This is a genomic window from Oscillatoria sp. CS-180 (genome assembly GCF_028330965.1).
In the GTDB taxonomy this organism is placed as follows: Bacteria; Cyanobacteriota; Cyanobacteriia; order Phormidesmidales; family Phormidesmidaceae; genus Halomicronema.
This window is the reverse complement of sequence record NZ_JAQMUB010000091.1, coordinates 115333-133088: the sequence shown is the minus strand read 5'-3', so window position 1 is coordinate 133088 and position 17756 is coordinate 115333. Positions and strand designations below refer to the sequence as shown.

At 48.9% G+C, this 17756-nt stretch carries 15 protein-coding genes and 1 tRNA gene; 9 read left to right on the top strand and 7 right to left on the bottom strand.

Annotation, left to right across the window (positions count from 1 at the left end; all coding sequences use genetic code 11):
• The 5 genes from PN498_RS24525 to PN498_RS24505 form a co-directional block, all read right to left on the bottom strand.
• On the bottom strand, positions 1-2330 hold a 2330-nt coding region (locus PN498_RS24525; RefSeq protein WP_272066077.1), incomplete at its 3' end, for an NB-ARC domain-containing protein.
• Positions 2331-2458: 128 nt separating this feature from the next.
• Positions 2459-2638: a hypothetical protein gene (locus tag PN498_RS24520; protein ID WP_272066076.1), complete on the bottom strand. Its 180-nt coding sequence runs from the start codon at positions 2636-2638 to the stop codon at positions 2459-2461.
• A gap of 63 nt (positions 2639-2701) precedes the next feature.
• Complete coding sequence (locus tag PN498_RS24515; protein ID WP_272066074.1) at positions 2702-3304, bottom strand: hypothetical protein; 603 nt, start codon at positions 3302-3304, stop codon at positions 2702-2704.
• 141 nt (positions 3305-3445) lie between these two features.
• Positions 3446-3518 (bottom strand) — tRNA-Glu (locus tag PN498_RS24510).
• A 219-nt stretch (positions 3519-3737) separates the two neighbouring features.
• Positions 3738-4004: an Npun_R1517 family heterocyst differentiation transcriptional regulator gene (locus PN498_RS24505; protein WP_272066072.1), complete on the bottom strand. Its 267-nt coding sequence runs from the start codon at positions 4002-4004 to the stop codon at positions 3738-3740.
• A 706-nt stretch (positions 4005-4710) separates the two neighbouring features.
• On the opposite strand from PN498_RS24505, the gene PN498_RS24500 reads away from it, so the two are divergent.
• The 3 genes from PN498_RS24500 (at position 4711) to PN498_RS24490 (ending at position 7745) form a co-directional block, all read left to right on the top strand.
• Positions 4711-6231 carry a sensor histidine kinase gene (locus tag PN498_RS24500; protein ID WP_272066071.1) on the top strand — a complete coding sequence of 507 codons (1521 nt, stop codon included), beginning with the start codon at positions 4711-4713 and terminating at the stop codon, positions 6229-6231.
• Positions 6232-6434: 203 nt separating this feature from the next.
• A complete protein-coding gene (locus tag PN498_RS24495; protein ID WP_272066068.1) occupies positions 6435-6830 on the top strand; it encodes a hypothetical protein in 396 nt (131 codons plus the stop codon).
• 249 nt (positions 6831-7079) lie between these two features.
• Entirely contained in the window at positions 7080-7745 is a 666-nt protein-coding gene (locus PN498_RS24490) for a hypothetical protein (protein ID WP_272066067.1), read from the top strand.
• A gap of 448 nt (positions 7746-8193) precedes the next feature.
• On the opposite strand, the gene PN498_RS24485 is transcribed toward PN498_RS24490, so the two are convergent.
• Positions 8194-10107 carry a polysaccharide deacetylase family protein gene (locus PN498_RS24485; protein ID WP_272066066.1) on the bottom strand — a complete coding sequence of 638 codons (1914 nt, stop codon included), beginning with the start codon at positions 10105-10107 and terminating at the stop codon, positions 8194-8196.
• 334 nt (positions 10108-10441) lie between these two features.
• The gene (locus PN498_RS24480) at positions 10442-11014 is read right to left on the bottom strand and encodes a DUF1997 domain-containing protein (RefSeq protein WP_272066064.1); all 573 of its coding nucleotides are present in this window, start codon (positions 11012-11014) and stop codon (positions 10442-10444) included.
• A 360-nt stretch (positions 11015-11374) separates the two neighbouring features.
• Here PN498_RS24480 and pheA point away from each other — a divergent pair, with 360 nt between their 5' ends.
• The 6 genes from pheA (at position 11375) to PN498_RS24450 (ending at position 17752) form a co-directional block, all read left to right on the top strand.
• Positions 11375-12232 (top strand): prephenate dehydratase, encoded by an 858-nt coding sequence (pheA, locus tag PN498_RS24475; RefSeq protein ID WP_272066063.1) that lies wholly within the window; start codon positions 11375-11377, stop codon positions 12230-12232.
• 296 nt (positions 12233-12528) lie between these two features.
• Complete coding sequence (locus PN498_RS24470; protein WP_272066061.1) at positions 12529-13035, top strand: hypothetical protein; 507 nt, start codon at positions 12529-12531, stop codon at positions 13033-13035.
• A gap of 440 nt (positions 13036-13475) precedes the next feature.
• Positions 13476-14108, top strand: coding sequence for an HAD family hydrolase (locus PN498_RS24465; protein WP_272066059.1), 633 nt, complete (start codon positions 13476-13478; stop codon positions 14106-14108).
• A 107-nt stretch (positions 14109-14215) separates the two neighbouring features.
• Positions 14216-14572, top strand: a complete 357-nt coding sequence (locus PN498_RS24460) for an antibiotic biosynthesis monooxygenase (protein ID WP_272066058.1) — start codon at positions 14216-14218, stop codon at positions 14570-14572.
• 89 nt (positions 14573-14661) lie between these two features.
• Positions 14662-15117 carry a YggT family protein gene (locus PN498_RS24455; protein ID WP_272066057.1) on the top strand — a complete coding sequence of 152 codons (456 nt, stop codon included), beginning with the start codon at positions 14662-14664 and terminating at the stop codon, positions 15115-15117.
• Between the two features lie 94 nt (positions 15118-15211).
• Positions 15212-17752 (top strand): sigma 54-interacting transcriptional regulator, encoded by a 2541-nt coding sequence (locus PN498_RS24450; protein WP_442951446.1) that lies wholly within the window; start codon positions 15212-15214, stop codon positions 17750-17752.
• Positions 17753-17756 lie beyond the last annotated feature (4 nt).

Genomic DNA, 17756 nt, shown 5'->3' with positions numbered 1-17756 from the left:
GGTAAATGAGGGGCGAGGGCACTGAGCGCACTGGCACGGTAGGAATCGTCTTGAATGTCCCGTGCGGCCTGCAGCGCTTCTGTCAACAAGGGCTCGGGTAAATGAGGGGCGAGGGCACGGAGCGCACTGGCGCGGGAGTAATCGGATTGAATGTCCCGTGCGGCCTGCAGCGCTTCTGTCAACAAGGGCTCGGGTAAATGAGGCGCGAGTTCACTGAGCGCCCTGGCGCGGTCGGAACCTTTTTGAATGTCCCGTGCGGCCTGCAGCGCTTCTGTGAACAAGGACTCGGGTAAATGAGGGGCGAGGGCACTGAGCGCACGGGCGCGGTAGTAATCGTCTTGAATGTCCCGTGCGGCCTGCAGCGCTTCTGTGAACAAGGGCTCGGGTAAATGAGGCGCGAGGGCACGGAGCGCAAAGGCGCGGGAGTCATCGGATTGAAGGTCGCGGGCTAGGGAGACGGCTTCTGCAATTAAGGCAGGCGGCAGTAGAGACGAGATCGCGGCGATGCCCTCTGCTTTTTTATGAGACTCTTTTGCTTGGCGGATATAAGCCAGCCCTTGAGCCGGGGCCCAAAACTTCTTTTGGACGAAAACAGCAATCAGTTCAGCAGGAATATTGCTGGCTAGGCTATTGAGCGTCGTGGTGATCAGAGCGTAACGCCACTGCAGGACGATGGATTTCTGGGGTTGCTGTTCCCAAGACTCTTCGGCCCATTGCCACGCTCTCGCGACATCGGTGACAAAGTTGGCAGTTTGACCGAGAGACTCGCACGCTTCATACCAGCCATTACGGCCCTCTGGGGTCCGTTCCTGCAGTAGGCTGTGTAAGCAGTCCGGCTGTTGAGCTTGCTCAAAGTGCCAGGGTAAATGACGGTGAATGTAGCCGTCGTCGGGCACCGTATGCCAAAGCCCGTCTTGGGTTTGAACCTGGTAGTGAGATAGAAATGTTTGGTGAGCGGCTTCGATCGTAAGTCCCAAACCTGGCAGATCTCCCAGAGACTGCTCCTGGGTCAGCAGAGTCTTGGCCAAATCATGCACCAGGTCATGAATGCGATAGGTGGGCCGCTCGCCGATTCGTTGTGCTTGGGGCAGCAGTAGTGCTCGATTCTTCAACTCCCGCAGCAGCTTACCCGCTTGAAAAGAGTTCACCTGCCACAGCGTTGCGGCCATCTCCTGGGTCAGGGTCACATCCTCCGGCACAATGCCCAACCAAGCAAATTGTTCAAGCTGTTGAGGTGACAGCAGCTTCAGAGTCAGCTTGAAAGACGCTTCTAAACTGCGCTGTTTACGAATTGATTCATCGGCGATCTCATTCACATCGCTATCGAGATCCAACACCGCCATCTCAGCCCGAAAGGCTTCCAGCAGCTCTGTCCAGCTCACCCCGTCTTCAATCTGTGCTGCGGCTAGTTCCAGCGCCAAAGGCAGATACCCGACTTCCTTGGCAAATACCGCCGCTTGAGCTTGTTCGGTCTCGTCCAAGTCATAGGGCAGATATTGAGTCAGCAAGTCTAGGGACTGCTGGGGGGTCATTAAATCCAGGTCGTAGCGGGTAGCCCCCACAATCTTGGTCTGCCGAGTCGTGACGAGCACACAGCAGCCTGCCCCGCCAATGCGAAAGGGCTCAACGTGCTCTGGGTTCCAAACATCATCCACCACCAAAAGGGCACATTTGTCCGCTAGTAAAGTCCGCAGATGCAGAGAAGCCGCCTCTAGAGTCGTGGGGTTGTAGTCATAGTCTCCCAGCTCTCGAATCCACTGGTTCACCATCGAGAGCAGGTCAGGGTTTTGCCCTAACGTGACCCAGAGAATGCCATCGGCAAATCGTTGTTGCACATCTGGCTCTTGCACCAAAGCAGCCGCCAGCACTGATTTACCGATGCCACCCATGCCATAAATGGCACTGATGACCAGCGTGCCCGGTTGTGCCTCATCCAACAGTTTTTCTTTGACCGCAGTCAGGTGCTCAGGACGGGGCACATAGTGTCGGGGTAAGGGCGGTGCTAGAAAAGGTGCCCCTGACTTTAGAGGTTTTGACACCCGAGATGACATGATTCTGCAGCATTCGTTGAGATCGCCCAAGGCGTCCTTAAATGCTTGCGGCGCAATTTTCTCTAAGGTCTTCAGCAATTCTCTCAGACCACAGCCGGTCGGCCCCTTGGCCCATTGCAACAATGCTGCTGCTCGCGCTCCCTGGGAAGCCGTATTCGATGGCAGTGTTGACAACGGGACATCAAGCGCAAACAACAATTCTTCAAAATCTTTCGATAGCAAGGAGCTGACCAGTTGGCTCAATGCGACCCGTTTCTGGCTTACAAGGGAATCGGACATCAGCTATGATGGAGGCCACAACAAAATCCACAAAAAGCGATCGTAGACTTGACGGGAAGCGATCGCTTTTTGATTGGGTAATTCTATTAAAGCCTTGACCTATGGTAAATAGCTACTGACGCACCAACTTATTCAGGCTTCAAACGAAAGCTTTCACAGTGGGTGGGTCTAAAGAGTCGAAAGTCTCGTTGATCAAGGGTCAAAACGGTTGTGAGGTTGAGCCATTCTGCGATCGCCATTACCACAGCATCCACAAAGTCAACCTTGCTATCAATGTACCGCTCCAAAATGTCAGCCGTACGAGCCATATCTGGCTCAGTCGCAGCGACAAGCTCAAATCGACCTAGCTTGCTGGCTCCTAGAGGAGAAAATCAATCAGCTATAACCGTAGGTGGCCGTGGGCGATCGCGTCGATTCACTAGCAACTCATAAACAGCCTGAATCTTCTCTCGGTCAATCCATCGCTGATAAGTCCGTGTATGGACATCAACCGAATGCCCCATCTGACGGGCGCTAAGCTCTACCGGCCAGCCAAACAATAGCGTTCTGATTGCCCAAGCGTGGCGTAGGTCGTAAGGCAAAAACGGTAGTTTTGGTGATAAGTATTGAGTGACCGAATGTCCAATCTTAGAATTAGAGCGGTCGAGTTTAACCGGTGGGAGCTGGCAAAGGTGCAGTTCCCATTCCTCTGCCCATTCGGGGTAACACGGCCAAACCTCACGCGCCCCGGTCTTAGTCGATTCCAGCACCTTCACTATCGGAAAGTCTGCTAAGTCTAGGTGAAACACTTCATGATTGCGTAGGCCATAGGTCGCCATCATGCTATAGACCCATCTCCATGCAGGGTTAGCAATTGTCTCACGGTAGACGATTATGCCTTCGTCATTAGGTAGGTCACGCGGTTCAACTTTTGACGGGCTGTAATTCCCCCGTAGCTGGGAGCCGTCCCACTCTAGCCCTGTAAATTTAGCCAAAACTGTGACTGAATTTGTAGGGGTATTCAAGCACATTTAGAGACTATTGGAGGCGTTTTACATTAAGATACAGTCGCCAAAACCAAACCCCTGCAAGGGATTAAGCCTTGCAGGGGTTATTCCGTAATAGTTCTAAATTAATACCCCCAGGGGAATTCGAATCCCCGTCGCCTCCGTGAAAGGGAGGTGTCCTAGGCCTCTAGACGATGGGGGCCTGTGTTGTTCGACATTGTCCAATATAGACAAATGAGGTCCATGTGTCAAACAAAACGCACTAGTTTTTCCCTTACATCTAGAATCTCCGTGTATATTATTTCTTCAAAAATAGCCTTGGATATGCTACCGCGTAGGTGTTTCTAAAGGTGCGATGGGTCTAAAGCAAGGGCTTTACCTAGGCTTCCCATAGTTTTTGCCGCTATCCAGTTGTGACGCACTATCTACGACTGGCATTCCGCAGTCGGATGAGCTGGCGTCGCATATCAGGAGACGCCTCCATCTCAGCGACCTCTTGGATAGCAACTTCCGTCTGGAGTGATTCCAAATACTCATCGCTGCCGTAGGACAACGCATCGAAAAGAATCTGCAAAAGCTGATCGCGATCGCAGTAAGCCAAATCTTCTTCAATGAGCCTGAACTTGAGTTTCACCTCGCATTCATAGACGCCAACTTGTGAAGCAGTTTCTTGAATTGCCTGATTCATAGGTAAAGAACAGTAAGTCATTCTATTGAGCCGCCTTAATCTCATTGGTGATGGCTCCTCGAAACAATGTCTTTCAATGGGCAGAGGTACCCTTCTCAGAGTAGACAACTTGTTCGGGTTCCTAACTGTATAGAACCAATTTTTCCTGCAAAATGCCTGCCGATGGACACCGTTTCATCAGATTAATAAAGTCCCTTTCTACAAGCTTTAAAGAAACTACCAAATACTTAAACATACTGAAGTGTCTGTGCTGTCAAGTTCACGAAAACCCTTGGTATATGAGGAAATCAGCAAGCGAGCTTCATCATTTCCACATTGTCGAGAAGTAAAAAAAGTTCGTTTACTCTATCGTTTTTCAGTTAGGCAAAAATACCATCAGTAGTCAATAGTCATCATGTTTTAACTCCGCAGATGTTCACACATCTAAAAAATTTAAGTATCCCTATGGTGTAATTGGAATCTTGCTATCTGTATTTACACAGTCAACATTCTCTTTGATAGGCATCAAGCAATATAAAAAGATGTTCGTTACCCAGCAACAAAAATAAGCTCAGCTTATTTTTGTTGCTGGGTAAGTTTCGCGAGTCAGTTACTGAAAAAGAAAGATAACTACGAAAGTGACTGACTGGAGGATGCACGATCGCCCTAGTCTGTCGGTACGGTAGCAGTATGAGTTCAGCTCAATTCCCACTTATTAGAACTACCGATGCTTCCCTATAGTTACAGTCGGTCACACGGGTTCATTTTCTACGTTTGGCAACAGTTCTGCCAATACTGGCATATGGTGAGGCAAACTCTGTCTCCTGCTGTATCAGCCGATTATCTACAGTGGCGGCATGAATTTTTATACAAGCGATTAGGTTATGGATTATGGATTGGCCTCGTTTGTTTTCTCATTTCATCTGCTCACGGTTTATATCTTTTTATCGTTGAGATTGAACAGCTGAGAACGGATCTGGACAAGATTTTTGAAGAGCCGTTACTCGCTGAGCAGCTTAGAAGCATCACGGTAATTGGTTTTTGTGTAATTAACAGTCTGCTGATTCTGTGCTTGATTATTCATCGATCGCCCTGGGGTCACCGCTATCCAGCCTTCATTTTCTTGCTATTCTCAGGCGCTGTAAACGGATTCATAACTCAAATCATTGCTACGTTTTTTGATGTTCCAGTTTCGCCGAGTCCAATCATTTTCCTGGCTTTTGCTGTATTGGTTCCACTCCGATGGCCCCTGCATTTGGCTTCTCAATTGCTTCCCATCATTTATTACGTGGTTGTTTTGCCCATTTTAGGATTGACTGAGATTGGCAATACTCCTATTTATGACAGCATCTATAGCCTAGGAACCTTCATTCAAATTGCTTGGGTTTGTCTTATCTGTAATACAGGTGTCTTTGTTTGCGAGCGACTACGGCGTTCTGAATTTGAATCACAACGTGAGTTGCAGATCTTTCTGCATGCCGTTTCCCATGATTTACGTAATCCAGTGATAGGCAGTTCTATGGTGATCAAGAATCTGCTGAACCAAACCACTGATGGGCAGGTGATTTTGCATGCTCCAGTCTTGGAAAGACTGCTACAGGGAAGCGATCGCCAACTTAAACTAATTAATTCTTTAGTAGAAGCTCATCATGCTGATGCTCAAGGTCTGCTGTTGCAGGTTCAACCACTTCAAGTCAGCACTGTAGTTTCAGGGGTTCTAGCAGATATTGAGCCTAAGCTTGTTCAAAACCGGGTGAACGTAATCAACACTCTCGATTCAGAGCTACCGTTTGTGAATGCCGATTCCACTCATCTATGGCGAGTCTTTAGTAATCTAATCGAAAATGCTCTGAAGCATAATCCTCCCGGTATTCAGTTAGTTCTAGAAGCAGAGGTGCTACCGTCTCGGAGTTATGCTTCCCGATTCAGCAATGGTTCCTCAGGTCTTGGAAATTCACTCAACTGTGTAAAAACAACTAATTCAAGGTCGCGATCTCAACCCATGCTGCTCTGTCGCATCAAAGATAACGGAGTCGGGATTTCCTACAGCCAATGTCAGCGTCTTTTTGAGCTATACACCCGAGGTAAGCGAGCTCGCTATATGCCTGGTTTAGGTTTAGGACTCTATCTCTGCAAACAGATCATTACTGCTCATGGCGGCGACATTGGTGTCTTGAGTCAACTCAGTACAGGTTCAACGTTCTGGTTTACGCTACCGTTGTCGGTTCCTAGGTCTATGTCCAAGTAGAAGTAGGGAAACAAATGGAGTTCGAAGAGTACCTGGGTGGCGTGATCGCTTCAGCATCCACCTATTGGATAAACCCATTTGGCTTATTCCTATCACCCTCATAGATGATCCCACCTAGCGTTCTATTGGGAATGCCCAGAGGATGCTGCTAGCCAGCACTCAATGTGATAGTTGAGAAAACTGAGTTTTGATGCAAAACAAGAATGACTATACGACGCATTCTGGGGTTCACATGGTTTTACCTACTGGCCTTTATCACCGCTACGATCATCATCTCAATGGAGGTTGATGTGGGAGGTTTAGTCAATGCGCTGTCGTTTCCCACTGTTCTAGCCACCGTCTTACTGGCATTACTGATAGGTTTGGCCGCAGTTCCTTCGCTATTTCTATTCCGTCGCCAAAGGTGGGCCTCAGGAGTTTTGGTGGCTCTGGGTGCTGGTGTTGCTGTTTGGGGCGTGTTGCTGATGTTACAAACTACGACTGCGTCATTGACGCTGCGGGAAACGTTGCAGCTTTTACCTCAGGCCATTCTAATTTCGGGCGGTTGGACCCTTCTAGTTTCTTTTCCAGCAGCTTTGTTCTTGAGCAATCACCAGTAAGATGATCGCAACTATGGACTCCTCCAACTGGACTTTTCTATCCATCCAGTCGGTTGACCTGTAAGAACTGATTGGATGATGGGGACAATTCAGCAATAGGGGCATCGTTTAAGGGCGCAGTTCCAAGAGACGCTCAGAACCGAGGTCTTTTTATGGCTGCGTACAGGAAACCAAAACTGACTTCTGGGTTCTCCAGAATGAGGAAATTTGGGGAACACGCGTGGTCTTGTCCTTAAGAGAAACCGAATCATGACTACAAAATTTTTCAGACAGGCTGGTTTAGCTGCTCTCTTTATCGGACTTTCCAGCGCTTTCACTGCGGCCCATGCTGCTCCAGATCCATTATTTGCACCTGTGCTGGATGAAATTCGAGCAGAGTTGCCAGAAGGGTGGCAGTTTCGCTTGCCTGCAGAAGTTCCTTCAGAGGGAGAGATTTATCCATTCATTAGCTCAGCATCCGACACGGAATTGGTTGTCAGCTTAGGAATTACCCCCGACTGTGCTGACCCAAGCTGTACTGTTGGGATGATTGCAGCGACGGATACCGAGATTTCTCCAGAAGATTTGGCAGCTGCCGAAAATGTCACCCCGGTTGAGCTCAATACAGATATTCAGGGATATCACTTGTTGTTAGGAGAAGGGGACACTGCCAATCAGCTGGTAATGTGGCAGCAGGATGGTTTGACCTACACTGTTGTGGCGCTGGCTAACGATCCACCACAGGAGCAATTCGTAGATATTGCCCGGTCAATGGCTAATGAGGCTCCCATCAGTTCAATGGCTGATGAAGGTCCCAGTGGTCCAACCCTTGATGAACCTTCCGGCGGCCCAACGATCGACGAAGGTCCCAGCGGTCCAACCCTTGATGAACCTCCTGGCGGTCCAACGGTTGATGAAGCCCCTGTTAGTCCATAGGGGAATGACAGGGCTAGGAAATGTAGGTTGGTTTTAAGGAAGGAAGCCCAACATTTGCGATCATTGACGATTTTGTTGGGTTTCCTTAAGAGCCAATCCACCTATAGCCGTCGCTAGTCCCATGTAGCTTATGTTGGATTCACTTGATATAGGGCAACGAGGTTGGAAGCGGTAACGCGATCGCTCCACCACCTGCAAAACAGAGGACCCAACAAGACCTTTTTGGTCTTGTTGGGTTTCTTTCATGGAAGCCTAATGTTCGCCCGTTCTGTTATGACAAGGTGACGGGCCATCTAGCGATGCGCTAAGCATCCAGATACTGTTGGGTGCACTGGCCTATAGCCATCTCAGATGATTTCTGGAGGTGAGAAGGCTTTTTGAATAAGGTTTTCCTTGGAAAACCTTATTCAAAATCCGAATAGGATCGCTATAGATGGCCAAAGTTACACTAAAAAGACTCGGCCCAATCTTCTTCATAACTGGGTAAGTCTTCGAATACCAAAGGACAAGTCCCTTGAGCTTCCTCTTCCGCTAAGACGGCAATCATGTGCGGCACGGGACGGGGAATGTAGTCAACCAAAGATTCCCCTTCGTATGCCAACGAAGTGCTGGCACCGGAGTCGACCATAATAGCGTCGCGGAAACCGACTTCATGAAGCAATTCACCCAAGGTGACTGAATCAACCCTACCTTTGGTGACACCGAGCACAGGCTGCCCCGCTTTGTTGATCCCCCAAAAGGCGCGGTGCCGATAAGCATCAAAATCGAACAGTGTGCCAAAGGACGCTTCATCCTGAGGGTTACCATCACGAACGAGCCAGGCTGCTCCTACAAAAGCATCGGTGACATCCTCCATTTCAGCTTGGACGCCCTCCAAAGCATTATGCTTATTAGAATCGAAGGGAATAAATCTAACTTCGTTGGGGCTAATGAGCGCTAGCGGCCTGCCATTTAACAGAGGGTTTTCGCTGGCGTTTCCAGGAACAAAGGTCTGGGTTGCTTGGCTCAAAACTGGCCCAATCATGACGTTGGAATCCAAGTATTCAAGAGAAAAGAAAGCGCCATCAACTGCTCCCTTAGCATTGGTCCGAGCCAAGATTTCTGTTAGCTGATAACGACTATCGGCATGAACCGTTGCCGGGCGGCCACCTGCAATCAAGGCTAGCGGCACCTCTTCTGTTTCCAAACGCTCGATAACTCGAATGGGGGAGTAAAAATCAAAGGTATCTTGACCAACTATAGGAACTGCAAGTCCCTCCCAAGCTTCAGGAATAACGTTTTCTAATTGAGACTGACCAAACCGCCCAATGCTGAGAAGATCGTCTGATTCTCCAGCAAACCACTCTTCATAATTGCTCATGGTGAGTGCGGCATCATAGCCTGCTTCTGCAACAGCTGCTGCGACACGTTCGTCGTAGTTGCCTTCGGGGTAAGTGAAATATTGGATAGGGATTCCTAATTCAGCTTCTAGCCGGGTTTTGGACTCTACAACCTCTCGCCGAAGGTCTTCATCATTGAGTTCGCGTAAATCACGGGGGTGGGTGATGGTGTGAGAGGCGATCGTAATGAGTGGGTCAGCAGCCATTTCTTTAGTCTGTTCCCAGGTCACGGTGGAACGACCTACAATGTCGCCGTCCAGCTTGCCAGTAAATACAGAAAAGACTGCTGGATACTGATATTGCTTCAAAAGGGGATAAACGTGGGTGTAGTGCCCTACATATCCATCGTCAAAGGTGAGAAGAACGGGTTTTGGGGGAAGCGGCGCGCCGGTCCGGAGGTGCTCAAGCAGTTGGTCAAAACTGATGGGTGTTAGTCCTTCTTCCTCAATTCGGACAAGATGCGCTTCAAATTCCTCCACGGTGACATCGAAGAAAACTTCCTTTTCTTCCAGAATGTCGTGATACATCAAGACAGGAACTCGGGCGGAGCGGGCCGATTCATGGATTTCTGGCCAAGGAGCCGCTTTCAGTTTCCTAATTAGGCTGGGGTCAAGACTGCTGCGTAAGGTATGGAATGCAGGACTGAAGATACCTTCAGCGATCGCCACAGGTTCTTCATAGCTAACCTCTTGGGCCAGATGATCTCGGGGTGTGCAGAGATAGCTAGCAGAAATCTTACCTGGGAAAGCTCCCAAACCTTCGGTGCTAGCCGTACTAGCGATGGGGCCTAAGCCTTCAAGTTTAGGCGTTGCAGAAATTGCCGTATTACGATTTAAGGAAAAATGATTGAAGTCAAGACGAGGACTTAGAGTTAAGGCAGCTGATGTAGTGGCACCCGTAGCGAAACAAAAGACACCTATTTTCAGTAGCAAAAGCAACTTACTTTTGGTCGTCGGTGAACTGTTCTCCGAAGACTTATCCATATATTCTCTGCGCTCCCCACGCTCCACAAACCGTAGCTCTGATATTTAAGCAAATATTACCTAGGAGATTGCGTTTTTTTACTTCAAGAAACAGCCAACTTTGGGTTAAGAAAAAGAACTGACTGGCTAAAGGGAGGTTAAGTAGGAGTGTTCTAGCAGTTTGCACTGCATTCCTTCATTGGCAAGCATGACGCATTTGCCGGTGACCTGGCTAAGAGAATGTCCAGGCTGATGTTAAATAGGACACAGGCTCACCTAATCGCAAAATGAAGCAATGGTTCACAAAAGCTGCCCAGTTATGGAACCTGACCGCCATCTTGAACGAGTCAGCCCACTATGCTGGCTTTTGATCTAGCTTCAGGTTGGGGGATGCAGCGGTAGACTGCTGTTGACTCCAGCGTTTGTAATCCACAGCAAGTTGGCGTAAGAGACGCTGCTTCATCGTCGTCAGCACCCCTTTCAAAATTTGGTTGCCAGTGGTTTCCAAAATAGGGTGAGGAGTCATTTTGAGAATCGGCGGAAGTGCTACGGCGATCGCCAAATTAACATCCCCATTCAAATCAGTCACAGTAGCTCGGTCTTTGAGCCGCAATTCTCCTGACAGGTTGAGATGAAACTGTCGATCAACAAAGTCATTCCCGTAAATCTTGCATCTAACCGACTGTACTGTCAGGAAGTGATCTTTACTGACATCAATACGCAAATCGACGACAGGTTGAATCTTTAGCATCAAAAACTGAAACCCTCTCAAGTGAAATCGAAAGGTGTCCTGACTAATCTCTTCTACCTGAGCCGGATTCATTAGGGCATGAACTAGACGCCGGGGCTGCTTGAGATAGTGATGGATAGGAACCGACTGTCGAGGAACCCGCATCTCAACAGTTTGTTTAGCGAAAAGGCGGAGCATGGAGAATTAATAACTGAGTTGGGAATTAGGAGGCAACTGCACGACTAGAGCAAATCCCGTCCTGAATGACAGTAAGGCTAATGGCACAAAGGTGAGCATGGTAGAGTCTCGTAGGAGAAAAGCCGTAGAGAAGTCTAGTAAACATCTCAAAACGGGGAAGATTTCCTCAAATCTCCGCTATTCAACCCCACAAGCAAGCCTATTATGCCGTGGTTTTACGAAGCTTTCTTCATTCAGGTTAACACCTCTTCATATTTTTCTCAGGCGGCAATGTGGTTTTATGGCTGTTGACGGAGTATCAGGTGTAGGGACAGCTACTTAGAACGCGCCTTTGAGAAGAATTGCTTCTAAATTATCGCTATGTCTATTTCTATTGGTCATCTCGGCCCTCGTGGCACTTACTCAGAACAGGCTGCGCTGGCCTATCGGGCCTGGTTGGCGTCTCAGCAGCATAGCGATATTACGCTTACAACCTATCCCAGTATTTTGCAGGCCATACAGGCCGTCGCTGCCGGTGAGGTGTCCTGCGCTATTGTTCCAGTCGAGAATTCGATTGAGGGTACAGTTGCCGTTACGTTAGATACACTCTGGCAGTTGGATAGCTTACGAATACAGCGGGCCTTGGTTTTGCCCATCAGGCATACCTTTATCACCCATGCTAAGGAAACGGCACAAGTTGAAACAATCTATTCGCATCCTCAAGCGTTAGGGCAATGTCAGCAGTGGATTGCTCGCGAGTGTCCGATCGCGACGCTGATCCCAACCCGATCAACAACGGAGTCGTTACAGCATCTTGAGGAGTCTCCGACGATCGCGGCGATCGCCTCAGAATGGGCTGCGAGTCTGTATCAAGTTCCGGTATTGGCGCGTAGTATTAATGACCGCCCTGATAATTGCACTAAGTTCTGGATTCTGAATCAAGAGCACAGTCAGGAGGGCAGCCATACGTCTCTTGCATTTAGCTTGCCTATCAACTGCCCTGGAGCACTTCTCAGACCGTTAGAGATCTTTGCTGAAGCCGACATTAATTTGAGCCGCATTGAGTCTCGTCCGACTAAACGGTCCTTGGGCGAGTACCTCTTTTTTCTGGATTTAGAGGCTAGCCTGACCTCGGCACATACTCAGGACGCTTTGAAAAATCTAGAGAACTGTACTGAAACGCTCAAACTTTTTGGCAGCTATGCGACAATTCCAGTAGCATCTGGCGTAGCAGAATAGTTCTCTGAAAACGCGGCATCTAAGCCTGAAGGGTATTTTGGATTTTTTTCCGGAGCATCTACCGCAGCTTTGTAAAAAGCTGGTGAAGTAGTTTTGCAAATCTTTAACAGGTCATGGAAGCAGCTTCCGTCTCAGATGGTGATAAAACTACCTCCTCTCCTAGCGCTTTAACTGCTCATGAGAAGGTCACGCCACCTCTAAAACTGTCACAAGATAATAGGTCACTCTGCGAGATTGCTTCGGTTGTCGGTGTAGATCACAACCAGTTACAGGGATGTCTACTACATTTCAACCTTATGCAAGTTCAAGAAATTGACAACCTTGCACCGCTTGGTTCGTACGATTCTTCACAGCAAGAACAAGAAACTGACAAGAATGCCAGGCGGCGCTTGCCTATTGATTGGTTGGAAAAATTTGAGCGGGTAGAGAGTCAATTTTCATCGCTGCATGTGCAGTTTGAGTCGGCGATCGCCCTCTGCCCTTCTAACTTTCGATTTCAGAGTGAATCTGTGTCACTGGCTATCATGCCCATGCATCAAGGGAGAAGCTTGAAGGTGAGCCTGAAAAGCTTCGTTTCTGACATCGAAGTCGTGTTAGTCGGTAGTCAGGCAATCAACCTTTCCGCTCTCAATAATGACGGTCACTGTGTGGCCAAAGCACAAACGGAGGTTCCACCGGACGTGGAAGGCGATACACAATATGTGCCGCAAAGAATCGTTCTTGACACCCAAGGAGCCAGCGTTGTCCGTATCGACTCTCGATCGCCTTTCATCATGACTGATTTCACACTGAAATATTCCTAAGGTGATCTCTACTCTTTCGTAAAGAAATGAAAGCGTCTATAAATTTGCATTTTTAGAGCAGACTTACAGTAGAAAGTCGTTAGATGATTCACAGGGTACGGGCTAAAGACACACGTATAGTTTCGTCTATTTAGGATCAGTCAACAATGGCACAAGCCCCTGAAAAGCTCTTTCAAAAGGCATCTTCTTTGGGTTTCAACTGTTCAACACAACACCAAGAACATCATATTTCTCCGGCGGATCCAGCAGCTAATTGGCAATTGATCTATCAGGCCGGTTGCTGGAGACTTCTAGTTAATGGGATCGCTCAGATCAACCTCAGCTACTCTGAGGTTACGGATTTTTTGGAACGCAGGTCGAAACCTCGCACTGATCAGGCGTTGCTGACTATTTGAATAACCTTGTCAGACCTCACACAATCATTTTGAACAAAGCCAAACATGATTACACACATTGTTTTAGATATGGGTGGAGTGCTGGTTCAACTTGAGTGGGCGGAACGCATTAGCTCCTTATTAGGGCGATCTGTTCCCATTGATGAACTCCACCATCTCTGGATCAATGCTCAAAGCACGGTTGATTTTGAATCGGGTCGAACTGACTTTGATGAATTTGCGATCGCCTTCATCGAAGAGTTTGGCCTATCCGTTGCTCCCGAAAAAGTGCAGCAGGAATTTCTAGAGTTTGTCCAAGCACCCATGGCTCACTGCAATGAAGTTTTGGCGCTTTTGAAACAAAACTATCATCTGTCCCTGCTTTCGAACACGAATCCTGCGCACTATGAGCGGTTGCGCGATCGCTATGACTTTTTCAGATACTTTGACTCGCTATTCTTGTCCTATAAACTAGGCAAGATGAAACCTGACGCCGCTATTTTTCAATATGTTTTGGCCGAGTTAGAGACTGCCTCTGAAACCGTTGCTTTCTTCGACGATGGTGCTCGCAACGTAGAGACTGCTTGTCAGCTGGGTATTCAGGGGTATCAAGTGACCTCACCGAATGACGTTATGACTGTGGTTAAGTCTTGGAATACAGCCCAGGATGAACAATCGTTGCTAATCGAGAAATCATGAAAACTCTCAAGATAGGGTGAAGGTGCTTGGAGCAAACGATTTAGTGTTCTCTGCGCAGCAGAAGCTCTCGTTAGCGGATAAGCGCGATTCACCTGTAGGAAGCATTGATGACTGATTTTCTAGACCGCCTCAAACACAAATACGCTTACGTCGCTATTGGCGAGTTCAAACCTGGATGCTTCTCGGAAGCACGTCAACTCTATGAGAAAGCTGTTTCAACCTACACTGACGGCTTTGGCGGTGCTTACCTATTGCAAGAACCGGACAGCGATCGCGGCATCGCCATCATTCTTTGGGACGAACCTGGCGACATGGAATCTCATCACGATAAGACTTATACAGAAGCACTCAACAAAATTTCTCATCTTTTCATACACCCCCCCACTACAGGCTTCTATGAAGTTTGCAGCGAGATTATGCCATTTTTGGCAGCCGCAGCTTCAAGCAAATCACCTTTGTCGTGATCAGCTAGGTTCAACATAAACCTATCTGAAGTGCCATGAGTAAATGGGAATGAATCTGCTAACCTTCGAGTGTTTTCCCACTTAGTTTAATGGCTCATCCTGAAGACTCGCGTCATCCCAAACCTCATCCTCAGAATTTGCCCCATACCTCAGGAAATCAGCAGGATCCTTGGGGTGCTGATCCCGAGGACCAGCATGAACGGCAGCGCTTGGCTCAAGAAGCAGCACGACATACCAAAGCAAGAAAATCGACCTTACTTGACAAGTTTGTAAGAGGTGTTATCTACTTAGTCGCCGCTTTGGAAGTGCTACTAGGATTAAGGTTTTTGCTTCGTTTCACAGCAGCAAATCCTGATAATACTTTTGCCGGTTTTATTTACAACTTATCCCAGCCCTTCGTTAATCCTTTTTCAACGCTTTTTATCAGTCCCACATTCGACGGCAGCCGTTATATTTTTGACGTCAACGTTTTGGTGGCCATGGCTGCTTATTTAGCTCTCTTGGCGTTGTTTCTAGGGCTAATGCGGGTCTTTTTTGACCAATAAAACTTGTCCAGTCGCATAACGCTATACCTATTTCAACACATTACTCGAATCTTGCCACTTAAAACGGATCTCATAGCATTCGGGAGGTGAGCCAATGATGACGACGACACTTCAGGACCGCGTGATCTGGTTACAAGAGCGGTCCGCCCTGAGTGATTTGGATGAAGCGACTCTAACCGCTCTGAGCGAGCGGATGGAGGTTCGTCGGATTGCGCCTCATCGAGAGGTTATTGTGGCCGATACGCCACCGGAAGGACTGTTCATTCTTGAAACAGGACGACTGGAGCATAAGCCGGGGGTAAGTCGGCCTATGAGTTTTTTGCCAGGATCGGTGTTGAATTTGCGATCGCTCCTTCTCGGCGAATCCGTTGAGAAAACCATTCTGACCCTAAGCGAATGCCGCTTTGGATTCATTCCAGCAGAGTCATTTCAGCAGGTGAAAGCCCAGCATCCTGAAATTATGCAGGTGTTCTCTCAGCAGATTGCAGCGGAGTTGCGGCAGATAGCTTCGCAGCTCACCTATGAACAAGAGCGTCAGGATATTCTACGACCCTATCTGGTCACGAAGGCTCGACGGGGGGTGATTGGTCGCAGCCGCTATGCCAATCGCCTGCGGCAGCAGATTCGAGATGCTTTCAAAGCGTGTGACGACGATTGCGGCTCAGTTTTAGTTTTCGGAGAACCGGGGACTGAAAAAGACAACATCGCTGCTTTGATCCATTACAGTTCAATCTATCGCCGTCAGCCCATCATCAAAGTAGACTGTGCTCGGCTACAAACGAGTGGCGCAGAGCTATTTGGAAGAGTAGGAGGAAAACCAGGACTGCTAGAAGCACTGGGGCAAGGCACCCTAATTTTGAATAATGTCGAAGAATTGCCGAAGGAACTGATGGGGGTGATCGCTCATCTTCTGACCCATCATACTTATTGCCCCATCAGTCGTAATGACGCAGAGCCTGCTATCGAGCAGACCAGTACGGCTCACTTCATCCTCATTGCAGAGCGACCTGTCTCAGCTTTGAGCGCAGCCGTAGATACGCAAATTAAAGTGCCGCCGCTCAGAGTCCGCAAGGCTGATATCGAAGACTACGTGAACTACTACATCAGCTTGATTAGTCGAGCGCGGGGGCAGAAGCGGATTTTGGTGACTCCCGAAGCGATTCGACGACTGCAAGCCTATGATTTTCCTAATAATCTGCGGGAGCTAGAAAGTCTGGTCTCTCGTGCTCTGTCCCAAGCCGCGCCAGGTTGTGTTCTGACGGAGGAAATTCTTTGGCCGTCCCAAAGTAAGAAAAAGCAGTTTCGCCTCAATCTGCTGAATGCTTATCCCAAACTACGGCATTTTCTCCGCAGTCCCTGGTGGCCTGACCGCATCAACTATGGCTTTACTCTCACGGCCTTTGCGTTCTTCAATGCCCTTCTCTTTATAGGACCTCAGACGCGGGATCAGAACATTGCCTTGAACCTGTTCTGGGCTTGGTGGTGGCCTGTCATTTTGCTGATCTTTCCCTTTTTGGGACGAGTGTGGTGCGCGGTGTGTCCCTTCATGATCTATGGGGAAGCTTTGCAAACGCTCTCGCTCAAGCTCTTTCCCCGACAGTTAAAACGCTGGCCGCGTCAGGCAGCTGAGCGCTGGGGTGGCTGGTTCTTGTTTGGCCTATTTGCGCTGATTCTACTGTGGGAAGAACTGTGGGACTTGGAGAATACCGCCTACCTGTCATCGTGTCTGCTGCTGCTGATTACAGCGGGGGCGGTGATCTTTTCGCAAATCTTTGAGCGGCGGTTTTGGTGTCGCTATCTGTGTCCTATCGGTGGCATGAACGGGCTATACGCCAAACTTTCCATGACGGAACTGCGGGCACAGCAGGGCACCTGTTCAGCAGAGTGCACAACCTATCAGTGCTACAAGGGCGGCCCTGCGAAGGGCGAAGGGCAAGAGACAGATGGCTGTCCCCTGTATTCCCATCCCGCTCAGCTGGAAGACAACCGCGACTGTGTACTCTGTATGACCTGTTTGAAAGCCTGTCCCCATCGTTCTGTAGAGGTCAACTTACGCCCTCCAGGTATTGAACTGTGGACAACTCACACGCCCCGCATTTATGAAGTGGCGCTGTTGTTATTGTTGTTGGACGCAGTGTTTCTGCATCGCCTGCCAGAGCTGCTGAATAAGCTAAGTTGGTCGGTGGATCCAAACATTTTTGGGGTTCACGGAGGTCTTGCGATCGCCCTCCTTTCTCTTCCTGCTCTTATTCCCTTGGCTGCCCACGCCCTACTGCACGCTATTCAGAAGGCCGTCAGCACTCGCCAGCCTCGCCCCTTTGTAGAACTGGCTTACGGCTATCTGCCTTTGGTCCTGATGGGCACGCTGGCCCACTATCTGCGCCTATTTCTAACTGAGGCCGGACGGGTATTGCCCATTAGCGCTGCGACCATCGGCTTATCAGGCACTAGCTTGCCTGTGGTTGTGGCCCATCCAGCCGTCATTGCTTTTTTGCAGGGGACATCTTTGATGGTGGGGGCCGTGTTGGCGATCGCCCTCACCCAAAAGATCGCCCGCTATCCCCTGCGATTGATGGTGCCTCAGCATGGCGCGATTATGGCACTGACTGCGGGGTTATGGTGGCTGATAGTGTAGGTGC